We start from the raw sequence: 14,677 nt of genomic DNA, 5'->3' as shown, positions 1-14,677 counted from the left end.
GATATAGCGTCGTACAGACAAGGGGTCGCGCGCCTATATAACAGGACTCACTGGCCCGAAACGGATGTGGGAGCGGGCTTGCCCCGCGAAGCGCCGCGCGGGCGGCGCTCGATCTCCAGGGCGCTGCAAACCTCAAGGCATGCACCCACCGCCCCCCCCCAAATTCCTGCGCCCCTAAATCAGCCCCCCATGCCTTCGTCTGACAGTTACCGCTCGACTGCCAGGACATCGCTCGACATGAATGCTGAACAGACGCTCAAACTCGCTCGCCGCTTCATCGAACTCAGCCCCGACAAGCGCCGCCTGTTCCTCAAGGCGCTGCAGGGCGAGGGCATGGACTTCTCCGTGCTGCCGATCGCGCCAGGTGTCGAGGTCGACGAGCGTGACCAGCTGTCCTACGCGCAGCGGCGCATGTGGTTCCTCTGGCAGCTCGACCCCCAAGGCGCAGCCTACAATCTGCCCATGGCCGTGCGCCTGCATGGCCCGCTGAGCCGGGTGGCCCTGCAGCACGCCTTCGATGCCCTGGTGGCCCGCCACGAAACCCTGCGCACCCGCTTCGTCGCCGACGGCGATGATGTGCGTCAGCAAGTCGATGCAGCCGCCGCCCCGCTGCAGTTGCGCCAGGACGGCTTGAGCGAGCTGGCCGAAGAGGCCCGCCATCACGCCCTCGAATCCATCGCCGAAGAAGAAGCCCTGGCCCCCTTCGACCTGGCCGCCGGCCCGCTGCTGCGCGTGCGCCTGCTGCAACTGGCAGAACAGGACCATGTGCTGCTGCTGACCCTGCACCATATCGTCGCCGATGGCTGGTCGATGAACGTGCTGATCGACGAGTTCCTGCACTTCTACGATGCCGCCGTGGCCGGCACCGAAGCCACACTCGAACCCTTGCCGATCCAGTACCGCGACTACGCCCTGTGGCAGCGCAGTTGGCTTCAGGCTGGCGAGCAGGACCGCCAGTTGGCGTACTGGCAGGCGCGCCTGGGCGACGATCACTCGCCGCTGGAGCTGCCACTGGACCGCGCCCGCAGCGGCCGGCCGAACTACCGCGGCGCGCGTCACGAATTCCCGATTGCCGCCGATGTCGCTGAACGCCTGCGCGGCCTGGCGCGTCGGCACAACGTCACCCTGTTCATGGTCCTGCTGGCAGCCTTCAAGCTGCTGCTGCAGCGCTATGGCGGGCAGAGCGCCGTCCGCGTCGGGGTGCCCATTGCCAACCGCAACCGTGCCGAAAGCCAGGGCCTGATCGGCTGCTTCATCAATACCCAGGTGCTGCACACCGCAATCGACCCACTGCTGGATATCGCCGGCCTGCTGCAGCGCGTGCGCGAAACCGCCGTGGGCGCGCAAAGCCACCAGGACCTGCCGTTCGAACAACTGGTCGAGGCCCTGGAGCTGCCGCGCAGCACCGAGAGCCCGCTGTTCCGGGTGCTGTTCAACCACCAGGCCCAGGTGGCGGATGTCGAAGCCATCAAGACCCGCTCCGGGCTGAGCCTGGCACCGATCACCCTGCAAAAGCACAGCGCCCGTTTCGACCTGGCACTGGATACCCACGAGCGGGCCGGCCAGCTGCATGCTTCCTTCACCTATGCCCTCGATGTGTTCGATGCGGCCACTGTCGAGGCCCTTGGCGAACAATGGCTGGCGCTGGTGCAGGCGCTGGCCGACGAGGCCCCCGGTGCGGTGGGCGAGTTGCCGTTGCCAGGCCTGGCCGCCACCCTGAATGCGCATGGGCAGGCCGCCGAGCCGTTGTTGGTCCACCAGCGCTTTGCCGAGGCTGCCCAGCGCCACCCCGAGCGCACCGCCGTGATGGCTGCAGGCGAGGCGGCCAGCTTTGCCGAGCTCGATGCCCGTGCCGAAGCCATCGCCGACAGGCTGGTCGAAGCTGGCGTGCAGCCGGACACCCTGGTCGGCGTGCTGGCCGACCGCAGCGTCGGCATGCTCGCCAGCATCCTCGGCGTGCTCAAGGCGGGCGGCGCCTACCTGCCACTGGAGCCCGAGCAACCGGCCGAACGCCTGGCCTACATGCTCGCCGACAGCGGCACCCGCCTGGTGCTGGCGCCCGGCAATTGGCAGGCAGCGCTGCCAGGTGGCGTCCATCGGCTGGCCTGGGAACACACCCAGGCCGCTCGTGAAAGCGCCCCACGGCGTGCCGTTGCAGCGGCCAACCTCGCCTACGTGATCTACACCTCCGGCACCACCGGCCAGCCCAAGGGCGTAGCAATCAGCCATGGCGCGTTGGGCAACTATGTCGAGGGCATCGCCGCGCGCCTGCCGATGAGCCAGATCCACAGCATGGCGCAGGTCTCGACCCCGGCTGCGGACCTCGGCCACACCATGCTATTCGGCGCCCTGTGTGGCGGCCAGACCTTGCACCTGCTGCTGCGCGATCAGGTACTGGATGCCGAAGGCTTCGCGGCCTACCTGGCGCAGCACCAGGTGGATGCACTGAAAATCGTGCCCTCGCACCTGGAGGCCATGCTGGTCGCAGGCCGCTCGGCACTGCCGGGGCAGTGCCTGGTACTGGGCGGCGAAGCCATCAGCCCGGGCCTGCTCGGCAAGATCCGCGCGCTGGCCCCAGCACTCAAGGTGTTCAACCACTACGGCCCGACCGAGACCACGGTCGGCGTGCTGGTGGCCGAACTGGACAACCAGGCTTCGCTCGGCCAACCGCTGGCCAATGCACGCGTCAGCGTGCTCGACTGCTGCCTGCAGCCCTTGCCGGCCAAGGCCAAAGGCGAGCTGTACATCGGCGGGGCAGGCCTTGCCCGTGGCTACCTCGCCCGCCCGGCGTTGACTGCTGAGCGTTTTGTGCCCGACCCGAACGGTAATGGCGAGCGCTTGTACCGCAGCGGCGACTGGGTACGGCAGAGCGCTACCGGCGAGCTGCAGTTCGCCGGGCGCATGGACGGCCAGGTGAAAATCCGTGGCTACCGCGTGGAGCTGGCCGAAATCGAGAACCAGCTGCGTGGGCTGGAGGGCGTCGCCAATGCCCTGGTGCGGGTCCAGGGTCAGGCGCCGGAGCTGCAACTGGCGGCCTGGCTGGTGCCCAGCCAGATGCCGGCAGACAGCCAGGCCTGGCAGGAGGCGATTCGCGCCACGCTCAAAGGGCTGCTGCCCGAGCACATGGTACCCACCCACCTGATGGTACTGGAGCGCCTGCCGGTGACGGTCAACGGCAAGGTCGACATCAAGGCGCTGCCCGCGCCGGTCGCCACCCAGGTGGCCTACCAGGCACCGGTAACCCCGTTGCAGGTGCAGCTGGCGCAGATCTGGGCCGAGGTGCTGCAGGTGCCGCAGGTGGGCCTGGGCGACAACTTCTTTGCCCTGGGTGGGCATTCGCTGCTGGCCACCCAGGCCGTGTCGCGGGTGCGCAAGCACCTGGGCCTGGACATCCCGCTGCGCACCCTGTTCGACACGCTCGACCTGCAGGCCTTTGCCCAGGCCGTGGCCGAGGGCGAGCAGGGCGCGGGGCTGGAGATCGAGATCCTCGACCGCCAGCAGCCGCTGCCGGTGTCCCGCTCGCAAAACCGCCAGTGGCTGTTCTGGAAACTCAACCCGCAAAGCCTGGCCTACAACACACCGATGGCCGTGCGCATGCAAGGCGCCCTCGACCGCGCAGCCGTGCAGGCCGCGCTGGATGCACTGGTGGCACGCCACGAATCACTGCGCACGGTGTTCGTCGAAGCCAACGGCTTGCCGTGGCAGCGCATTCTGCCCGCCGCTTCGGTACCGATCGGCTTCGAAGACCTCAGCGGCCAAGACGAGGCCGCGCAGATGCGCAAGCTCGAAGCCGAAGCCTTTACCACGTTCGACCTGGAGCACGGCCCGCTGCTGCGTGCGCGCCTGTTCAAGGTGCATGCGCACGAGCACCTGCTGTCGCTGACCTTGCACCACATCGTCTCTGACGGTTGGTCGATGAGCCTGCTGGTACGCGAGTTCGCTGCTGCCTACAACGCGGCTGCCAGCGGCCAGGCAAGGGCCATCGAGCCGCTGCCGGTGCAGTACGCCGACTTCGCCGCCTGGCAGCGCAAATGGCTGGCCGAGGGGCAGATGCAGGCACAGATCGACTATTGGAAGGCGCGCCTGGAGGACGATTTCGAAGTGCTCGAACTGCCCGCCGACCGTATTCGCCCGCCGGCCAAAAGTTACCAGGGCAGCCGCTTCGACCTGCGCCTGCCGTTGGCCCTCACCGAGCGCCTGAGGGCCCTGGCGGTGGCGTCCAATGCCACGCTGTTCCATGTGTTTCTGGCGGCCTACGCCATCGTGCTGTCGCGCTACAGCCGCAAGGACACGATCAATATCGGTGTCCCAGTGACCAACCGCAACCGCCTGGAGCTCGAAGGGCTGATCGGCTTCTTCATCAACGTGGTGGTGGCGCGGGTCGGCGTCGATGGCAGCCTGCCGTTCCCGCAGTTGCTGGCGGCGATCAAGGAAACCACCCTGCAGGCGCAGGCCAACAAGGACGTGCCGTTCCTGGAGGTTGCCGAGGCCCTGTACCCAGAGCGCGACCAGGGCGTGAACCCGTTCTTCCAGGTGCTCTACAACCATTTGCGCGACCTGGGCGAGCAGGTGTCCAGCGATGCTCTGCAGGGCCTCAAGGTCCGCGAAGTGGACTTGCTGGAGCCGGGCGCGCAGTACGACATCTCGCTCAATACCCTGGAGCGCTCCGACGGCGTGACCGCCTCGTTCAACTACTCCACCGACCTGTTCGATGCGCCGCGCATCGAGCGCATGGCCGGGCATTGGCAAGCGCTGCTCGAAGCCATCTGCGCCGAGCCACAGCGCTGCATCGCCGAGCTGGACTTCCTGGGCGACGATGAGCGTCGCCAGCTGACCCATGGCTGGAACCCAGCGCCAGCAGCCAGCAGCGGCCTGTGCGCCCACCAGTTGCTGGAGCGCCAGGCGCGTGCGCAGCCAGACGCCGTGGCGCTGATCTTCGATGATCAGCAACTGAGCTATGCCGAGCTGGACCGCTGCAGCAACCAGTTGGCCCACCGCCTGCGTGCAATGGGCGTAGGCCCTGACTGCCTGGTGGGTGTGGCCGTCGAGCGTGGCCTGGGCATGGCGCTGGCGCTGATCGCCATCCACAAGGCCGGCGGTGCCTATGTGCCGCTGGACCCGGACTACCCGCAAGAGCGCCTGGCGTATATGGTCGAAGACAGCGGCATCGGCCTGCTGCTGGCCGATGCGCCGTCGTTGGCGCGTTTGCAATTGGACCCGCAGCTGCCTTGCCTGGTGCTCGAACCCGGCACCCAGTGGCTGCACGCCTGGCCGGCCGAGCCGCTGCCTAACCTGGTGGCGCTGCACAACCTGGCCTACGTCATCTACACCTCGGGTTCCACCGGCATGCCCAAGGGCGTGGCCATCGACCACCATGCGCTGTCGGTGTTCTGCCAGGTGGCCGCCGACTACTCACGCCTGAGCCCGAGTGATCGCGTGCTGCAGTTCGCCACCTTCAGCTTCGACGGCTTTATCGAGCAGTTCTTCCCGCCGCTGGCGCAAGGCGCTTGCGTGGTGCTGCGCGACCTGCGGCTGTGGGACACCGCCACCCTGCTGGACGAAATCAACCGCCACGGTGTGACCGTGGCCGACTTGCCCGCCGCCTACTGGCGCCTGCTGGCCCTGGAGCGTCGCGGGCCAGAGGCCTATGGCCGGCTCAAACAGATCCACGTTGGCGGTGAAGCGGTGCCGGAAGACGCCCTGCGCGCCTGGCTGGCCGATGGGCCGCCGGCGGTGCGTCTGTTGAACACCTACGGGCCGACCGAAGCGACCGTGGTCGCCACCACCTTCGACTGCTCGCAGATGACGCCCGCGCAGATCAGCCAGGGCGGTGTACCGATTGGCCGAGCGCTGCCGGGCCGTACCCTGCACGCGCTGGACGATGGCCTGGCGCCGACCCCAGTGGGCGTCTCTGGCGAGCTGTTCATTGGCGGGGCAGGGTGCCTGGCGCGGGGTTACCACCAGCGCCCGTCGCTGACGGCCGAGCGCTTCATCCCCGACCCGTTCGACAGCGTGGGCGGTGGCCGCCTGTATCGTACCGGCGACCTCGGCTACTACGACCCACATGGGCAACTGGCCTATCGCGGGCGGGCTGACCACCAGGTGAAGGTGCGTGGCTTTCGCATTGAACTGGGCGAGATCGAGCAGTACCTGCGCGCACACCCGGACGTTCGCGAGGCGACGGTACTGGCCATCGACCTGCCCAGCGGCAAGCAGCTGTGCGCCTACGCGGTACCTGCTGAAGGCGCCAGCGGCGATCTGCGCCAGGCCCTCAAGCAGTACCTCAAGGCCAGCCTGCCGGACTACATGATCCCGTCCTACCTGGTGACCCTGCCGAGCATGCCGCTGACCCCCAGCGGCAAGCTCGACCGCAAGGCGCTGCCATTGCCCGACCCCAGCCAGCCACAGCACGACTACGAAGCGCCGCAGACCGAACTGCAACAGCAACTGGCGCAGATCTGGGCGCAGTTGCTCAACCTCGGCCAGGTCGGCCTGAACGACAACTTCTTCGAACTCGGCGGCCACTCCCTGCTGGCGGCGCAAGCGGTATCGCGCATCAACGTGGAACTGGGCCTGGACATACCGCTGCGGCTGATCTTCGCCCACCCCGAGCTGCGCGCGTTCGCCCAGGCACTGGATGAACAAGGCCTGTCGCTGAGCGACGACGGCCTGAGCGATATCGAAAAAATGATGAACGAATTCACCGAGGCCTGACATGCAACTCACCCCCGCACAACGCATTGCCCAACGCTTCGTCAGCCTGCCTGTGGAGCAGCGTCAGCAGATCCTGGCGAAAATGCAGGCCACCGGGCAGAGCTTCCGCCTGCTGCCCATCGTGCCTGCACGCCAGGGCCTGGCGCGCATTCCCTTGTCGTTTGCCCAGCAGCGCCTGCTGTTTCTCTGGCAGTTGGAACCCGACAGCCCGGCCTACAACGTGCCGATGGCCGTGCGCCTCAAGGGCGCTCTGGAGCTAACGGTGCTGCAGCAGGCGCTGGATGCGCTGGTCAGCCGTCATGAGTCGCTGCGTACGCGCTTCGTTTCGGATGAAGGCGAGTTCCACCAGGAGATTCTCGGCGCCTGCCCGCTGGTGCTGGACGTGGTCGAGTTCCAGGCGGGCGACGATGAAGCCGCCTTGAGCGAAGCCGTCGATGCCGCGCTAAAGCAACCGTTCGACCTGCTGACCGGGCCGCTGATGCGGGTCACCCTGCTGCGCCTGAGCGCCGAGCACCACGTGCTGGCCCTGAGCATGCACCACATCATCTCCGACGGCTGGTCGAGCGACTTGCTGGTGCAGGAGTTCATCCAGCTGTACACCGCCCTGGCTGAAGGCCGCGAGGCGCAATTGCCGGCCCTGCCGATCCAGTACGCCGACTATGCGATCTGGCAGCGCGCCTGGCTCGAGGCCGGTGAGGCCCAGCGCCAGCTGGCGTATTGGCAGGCGCAACTGGGTGACGAGCAGCCGCTGCTGAGCCTGCCGCTGGACTTCGAACGGCCCGCCACGCCGAGCTACCGCGGCGCAGTGCTCAAACTGCAGATTGGCGCCGAGCAGGCCGAAGCGCTGCGCAGCCAGGCGCGCAAGGGCGGGCACACGCTGTTCGTGCTGATGCTGGCGGCCATGGCGGTGGTGCTGTCGCGCTACAGCGGGCAGTCGGACATCCGCATCGGCGCGCCGAATGCGGGGCGTAACCGCAAGGAGCTGGAAGGCCTGATCGGCTTCTTCATCAACACCCAGGTGCTGCGCGTGCAGGTAGACGAACGCGCGACCTTCGCCGAGCTGCTAGAGCAGGTCAAGGACGTGATCGGCGGCGCTCAGTCGCACCAGGAGCTGCCGCTCGAGCACCTGGTCGATGCCTTGCTGCCAGAGCGCAACCTGGCCCACAACCCGCTGTTCCAGTTCAAGATCAACCAGCACGTGGCGGCGGGCGACGCGTCGCGCAAGCGCCTGGGCACGCTGGAGGTGGAAGGCTTCGCCCGTGAAGGTGGCGATGCGCGCTTCGACCTGGCGTTCGACTTCTCGGATAAACCCGATGGCATCGAGGGGTACTTTACCTACGCCACCGACCTGTTCGAACCCGCCACCATCCAGCGCCTCGCCGATTCGCTGCGGCGCGTGCTGGACGTGCTGAGCCATGCCCAACAGCAGCCGATCGTCGACCACCTGGAGGTAGCGGCGCAGCAGCCGACCGCAGCAGAAACCTACCCGCACCGCGACTTCCTCGCCCTGTGGCACCAGGCGATGGCGCAAGGGCAGGCCCAGGGCGGCGTGCGCGCTGGTGAGCGCTTCATGACCCAGGGCGGGCTGGACGCTGCGTCCAACCGCGTAGCCGACTACCTGCGCCAGCGTGGCGTCGGTGCCGGCAGCATCGTTGCCCTGTGCCTGCCGCGCTCCATCGATTGGGTCACGGCCTTGCTGGCGGTGCTCAAGACCGGCGCCGCCTACCTGCCGCTGGATACCCAGCAGCCGCAAGAGCGCCTGCAGCAGTTGATCGTCGACAGCGGCGCCGCCGTGCTGTTGCATGAGCCTGGCGATACCCGCTTCGCTGGCCTCGACGGCTTGCAGGCGGTTGCCTGCGAGCCCCCGACGTGGGCGGCCTGCAGCGACAGCCCGGTGGCGGTCGCGGTCAGCCCTGAGCAGCCGGCTTATCTGATCTACACCTCGGGTTCGACCGGCCAGCCCAAGGGCGTGGTGGTCAGCCACGGGGCATTGGCCAGCTATATCCAGGCTGTGCTCGAACGCCTGCAACTGCCGGTCGGGGCGAGCATGGCCATGGTGTCCACCACCGCCGCCGACCTTGGCCACACCGTACTGTTCGGCGCCCTGGCCTCGGGCCGCTTGCTGCATTTGCTACCGCAGGAGCTGGCCTTCGACCCGGATGGTTTCGCCAGCTACATGGCGCAGCATCAGGTGGGCGTGGTGAAGCTGGTGCCAAGCCACCTGCAGGGCCTGCTGCAGGCTGCCTGCGCCGCCGATGTGCTGCCTGCTGAAGCACTGATTCTGGGCGGTGAAGCATGCCCTTGGAGCCTGCTGGAAAAAATCCGCGCATTGCGCCCCGAATGCCGCGTCATCAACCACTACGGCCCGACCGAGACCACGGTCGGCGTGCTCACCTTCGAACCCGACCAGCGCCTGGCCAACTGCCGCACGGTGCCGGTCGGTCGCCCGCTGGGCAATGCCTGCGCCGAAGTGCTCGATGGCTACCTCAACCCGCTGGCGCCGCAGGTGGTCGGCGAGCTCTACCTGGGTGGCCAGGGCGTTGCCCAGGGTTACCTGGGCCAGCCCGCGCTGACGGCCGAACGCTTCGTGCCGGCGGCCGATGGCGCCCGCCTGTACCGCACCGGCGACCGGGCGCGGTTGAGCGCTGAAGGCCTGGTGGAATTTATCGGGCGTGCCGATGACCAGGTGAAAATCCGTGGCTATCGCGTCGAACCGGGTGAAATCGGTCGCGTGCTCGCCGGGCTGCCCGATGTCAGCGACGCCGTGGTCCTGGCATTGCCGCTGGAAGGCGATGCCGAGCGCCTGCAACTGGTGGCCTACGTGGTGGCCGAAGCGGGCGTGACCGTGCCGCAGTTGCAGGCGCAACTGCAGGCCCGCTTGCCCGACTACATGGTGCCTGCGCAGGTGCTGTTGCTCGAGCGTCTGCCGCTGACCGCCAACGGCAAGCTCGACAAGCGCGCCTTGCCGGCGCCGGGCGCGGTAAGCCGTGGTTACGTGGCGCCTGAAGGCGACATCGAGGAGAAGCTGGCCGCGGTATGGGCCGACGTGCTCAAGCTGGAACGCGTGGGCAGCAGCGACAACTTCTTCGAGCTGGGCGGCGATTCGATCCTCAGCCTGCAGATCATCGCCAGGGCCAAGCGCCAGGGCATCAAGATCACCCCCAAGCAGCTGTTCGAACAGCAGACCGTCGGCCAACTGGCCCAGGTCGCCAAGCGCATCGAAGCCAAGCAACCGGCAGCCGCTGCCCCGGTGGACACCGCTGTCAGCGGTGAAGTGGTGCTGCTGCCCGCGCAGGCGCGCTTCTTCGAGATGGACATCGCCCAGCCAGGGCACTGGAACCAGTCGATGCTGTTGAAACCGGCCCAGCGCGTGCAGGTGGAACACCTGGAGTCGGCCCTGCGTGCGGTGCTGGAGCAGCACGATGCCTTGCGCCTGCGCTTCAGCCGCCAGAACGGCCAGTGGCAGGCCCGCTTCCAGGCCCTGGACAGTGCGCCGCTGGTGCGCCAGCGCAGCCTCGCAGCGCTGGGCGAACTGGACGCCGCTGGCACCGAGGTGCAGGCCAGCTTGAACCTTGAGCAAGGCCCGCTGCTGCGTGCCGAACTGTTCGACCTCGCCGATGGCCAGCAGCGCTTGCTGTTGGTCATTCACCACCTGGTGGTGGACGGCGTGTCCTGGCGGGTGCTGCTCGAGGACCTGCAAGAGGCTTATCAGCAACGCCTGAAAGGTCAGCCCGTAAGCCTGCCAGCCAAGACCTGCTCGGTGAAAACCTGGGCCGAGCGGCTGGTTGCGCATGCCAGCAGCTCGGCGCTGCAGGCACAGGGCGACTACTGGCTGCAGGTGCTGCAAGGCAGCCCGGCAGAACTGCCGCGTGACAACCCGCAGGGCAGCCTGGGCAACCAGCACGCCCGCACTGCCGCGTCGCGCCTGGATGCTGCGCGTACCGCGCAGTTGCTGAAGCAGGCCCCCGCTGCCTATCGCACGCAGATCAACGACCTGCTGCTGACCGCGCTGGCGCGCACGCTGTGCCAGTGGAGCGCGCAGGATGAGGTGCTGGTGCAACTGGAAGGCCATGGCCGCGAAGACCTGTTCGACGACCTTGACCTCAGCCGCACGGTCGGCTGGTTCACCAGCCTGTTCCCGGTACGTCTGGCCCCTGGCCAGGCCGTTGGCGAGTCGATCAAGGCGATCAAGGAGCAACTGCGCGCCGTGCCGGACAAAGGCATCGGCTATGGCCTGCTGCGCTACCTGGGCGATGCCCAGACCCGCGAGCGGCTCAGCGGCGCCGCGCAGGCACGCGTCACCTTCAATTACCTGGGCCAGTTCGACGGCAGTTTCACCGCCGCCGACGCGGCATCGTTCAGCCCTAGCGGCGAAAGCGCCGGCCGCACCCAATGCGCCGGTGCGCAGTTGGGCAACTGGCTGAGCATCACCGGCCAGGTGTACGGCGGCGAGCTGTTCCTGGAGTGGACCTACAGCGAAGACGTCTACCGCCCGGAAACCATCCAGCACCTGGCCCAGGCCTACGAGCAGGCGTTGGCCGAGCTGGTCGAGCATTGCTGCCAGGCTCAGCACCAGGGCGTGACGCCGTCGGACTTCCCGCTGGCGGCACTCACCCAGGCCCAGCTGGACAGCTTGCCGCTGGCCCCGGGGCAGATCGCCGATGTCTACCCGCTGTCGCCGATGCAGCAGGGCATGCTGTTCCACACCCTCTACGACCAGCAGGCCGGCAACTACATCAACCAGTTGCGGGTCGATGTCGAAGGGCTGGATGTGCAGCGCTTCAAGCAGGCTTGGCAGGCCGCACTCGATGCCCATGACATCCTGCGCAGCGGGTTCGTGCTGCAGGGCGAGCTGGAGCAGGCCGTGCAAGTGGTGCGCAAGTCGGTAGCGTTGCCGTGCAGCGAGCATGACTGGCGTGGCCAGCCGGCGCTGGAAGCCGCCTTGCAGGCCTTGGCCGAGGGCGAGCGCCAGCGCGGCTTCAAACTGGCCGAGGCGCCGCTGCTGCGGCTGGCCTTGGTGCGCACGGGCGAGGCGCGCCACCACCTGATTTACACCAACCACCATATCCTGATGGATGGCTGGAGCACCTCGCGTTTGCTGGGCGAAGTGCTGCAACGTTACGCGGGGCTGGCGCCACAGGCCCAAGCCACGCATTACCGCGACTATATCGCCTGGCTGCAAGGCCAGGACACAGCGGTTGCCGAAAGCTTCTGGAAGGCCCAGCTGGCCGGGCTCGACGAGCCGACCCGGCTGGCCCAGGCCATTGCCGGTAGCGCAGGGGTTGCAGGCACCGGCTACGGTGATCATCGCCTGGCCTTCGATGCGGAGCAGACGGCGCGCATCGAAGCCTTTGCCCGCGCCAACCGCGTTACCGTCAACACCCTGGTGCAATCGGCCTGGCTGCTGCTGTTGCAGCGCTGCACTGGCCAGGCCAGCGTGTGCTTCGGCGCCACGGTAGCGGGTCGCCCGGCAGACCTGGCTGGGGTCGAAGAGCAGATCGGCCTGTTCATCAACACCCTGCCGGTGATCGGCGCACCCCGTGCCGAACAGACCGTGGCCGAATGGATTGGCCAGGTGCAGGCCAGCAACCTGGCCGTGCGCGAGTTCGAGCACACCCCGCTGTATGACGTGCAGCGCTGGGCAGGGCAGGGCGGTGATGCGCTGTTCGACAGCATCCTGGTGTTCGAGAACTACCCGGTGTCCGAGGCCTTGCAGCAAGGCGCGCCTGGCGGGTTGCGCTTTGGCGACGTGGCCGTGCAGGAGCAGACCAACTACCCGCTGACCCTGGTGGTGGAACTGGGCGCGACCCTGTCGATGCACTACAGCCACGACCGTGCGCTGTGGAGCGACGAGGCCATTGGCCGACTGGCGGGTTGCTTCGCCAACGTACTGCAGGCGCTGGTTGCCAATGCGCAGGCAGTGGTCGGCGAGCTGCCGATGCTGGGCCTGCAAGAACAGCAACTGATGGTCGAGCGCTGGAACGACACCCAAGCGGCGTACCCGGATCAGCGCAGCATCCATTCGCTGATCGAAGCCCAGGCGTTCGCCACCCCACACGCCCCGGCACTGGTGTTTGGCGAGCAGTCCCTGAGCTATGCCGAGCTCAATGGCCAAGCCAACCAGCTGGCGCACAAGCTGCGTGAACTGGGCGTTGGCCCGGACGTGCTGGTGGGCATCGCCATGGAGCGCAGCCTGGAGATGGTCATCGGCCTGCTGGGCATCGTCAAAGCCGGTGGCGCCTACGTGCCGCTGGACCCGGAATACCCGCAAGACCGCCTGAGCTACATGTTCGCCGACAGTGGCATCGCCTTGCTGCTGACCCAGTCGCACCTGCGCGATGCCTTGCCGATCCCGGCCGGCCTGCGCAGCCTGGACCTGGACACCGAGCAGCTCGGTGCTTACAGCGACACCAACCCGAACATCGACGTGGCGCCGCTGAACCTCGCTTACGTGATCTACACCTCCGGCTCCACCGGCCGCCCGAAAGGCGCCGGCAACAGCCATCAGGCGTTGGTCAACCGCCTGTGGTGGATGCAGAAAGCCTACGGCCTGGATACCAGCGACAGCGTGCTGCAGAAGACCCCGTTCAGCTTCGACGTGTCGGTGTGGGAATTCTTCTGGCCGCTGATGACCGGCGCCCGTCTGGTCATGGCCCAGCCAGGTGCCCACCGCGACCCGCAACTGCTGGTCGACACCATCAACCAGTACGCCATCAGCACTTTGCACTTCGTGCCGTCGATGCTGCAGGCGTTCATGACCCACGAAGCAGTGGAAAGCTGCGTCAGCCTCAAACGCGTGGTGTGCAGCGGTGAAGCGCTGCCCGCCGAGCTGGCCCGCCAGACCCTGCAGCGCCTGCCAGCGGCCGGCCTGTACAACCTGTACGGCCCGACCGAAGCCGCCATCGACGTCACCCACTGGACCTGCCAGCCGGACGAAAGCATCAGCGTGCCGATCGGCCAGCCGATCGACAACCTCAAGGCCCACATCCTCGAAGGCAGCCTGCAACCTGCGGTACGCGGCAGTGCTGGCGAGCTGTACCTGGGGGGCGTAGGCCTGGCCCGTGGTTACCACCAGCGCCCCGCGCTGACTGCCGAACGCTTCGTGCCAGACCCGTTCAGCGACAACGGCGGGCGTCTGTACCGCACCGGTGACCTGGCACGTTACGACGCCGACGGCGTGATCGACTACGCCGGGCGTATCGACCACCAGGTGAAGATCCGCGGTTTGCGTATCGAACTGGGTGAAATCGAAGCGCGCCTGCTGGAGCTGCCGAGTGTGCAGGAGGCGGTGGTACTGGCCCTGGATGGCCTGAGCGGCAAGCAGTTGGTGGGTTATGTGGTACCGGCCGACAGCACGCAAGACGAGGGCGCACTGCGCGACAGCCTGCGGGAGGCGCTGAAGGTCGGCCTGCCGGATTACATGGTGCCTGCGCACCTGCTGCTGCTCGGCAAGCTGCCGGTAACACCGAACGGCAAGCTGGACCGCAAGGCCCTGCCGCAGCCGGATGCCAGCCAACTGCAAGGCGAGTACGTAGCGCCGCAGAGCGAGCTGGAACAGCAGATCGCGGCGATCTGGGCGGATGTGCTGAAGCTGGAGAGGGTCGGGTTGACCGACAATTTCTTCGCGCTGGGCGGTCACTCCCTGCTGGCCACCTCGGTGATCGTTCGCATACAGGAGCAAGCTGGTGTTTCGGCCGAACTGAAAGAACTCTTCGAGTTCCCTGTACTGGCCGACTTCAGTCGTCAGCTCGAAGGTAAGGCGCCAGTCGTCGACACCACCCAGGACCAATTGGCCAAGTCGCTGGCATTACTCGAAAGCTTGAGCACGGAGGAGCTCGATGAGCTGATTTCCTAGTCTTTGCGCGCGGCAGACTAAACGCGTCTCTCACCCATGGCGCAAACGGTGTAGGAGCGGCCTTGCGTCGCGAAAGGGCTGCGTAGCGGCCCCAGCAATTTAGGCGGC

General features: G+C 67.2%; 2 protein-coding genes. Both read left to right on the top strand.

Going from position 1 to position 14,677, the window contains the following annotated elements; translation table 11 throughout:
* Positions 1 to 237 precede the first annotated feature (237 nt).
* Positions 238 to 6,714, top strand: coding sequence for a non-ribosomal peptide synthetase (locus tag CKW22_RS03815; RefSeq protein ID WP_095063768.1), 6,477 nt, complete (start codon positions 238 to 240; stop codon positions 6,712 to 6,714).
* A 1-nt stretch (position 6,715) separates the two neighbouring features.
* Positions 6,716 to 14,569, top strand: a complete 7,854-nt coding sequence (locus CKW22_RS03810) for a non-ribosomal peptide synthetase (protein ID WP_095063767.1) — start codon at positions 6,716 to 6,718, stop codon at positions 14,567 to 14,569.
* Positions 14,570 to 14,677 lie beyond the last annotated feature (108 nt).

Source organism: Pseudomonas sp. Irchel s3f19, assembly GCF_900187555.1.
GTDB lineage: Bacteria > Pseudomonadota > Gammaproteobacteria > Pseudomonadales > Pseudomonadaceae > Aquipseudomonas > Aquipseudomonas capeferrum.
The sequence above is the reverse complement of the archived record's forward strand: the minus strand, read 5'-3'. Positions and strand labels throughout refer to the sequence as shown.

What these genes read in the sequence shown, in the direction of transcription:
- CKW22_RS03815 (WP_095063768.1), top strand. Translation starts at nt 238, where the DNA reads ATGAATGCTGAACAGACGCTCAAACTCGCTCGCCGCTTCATCGAACTC.
- CKW22_RS03810 (WP_095063767.1), top strand. Translation starts at nt 6,716, where the DNA reads ATGCAACTCACCCCCGCACAACGCATTGCCCAACGCTTCGTCAGCCTG.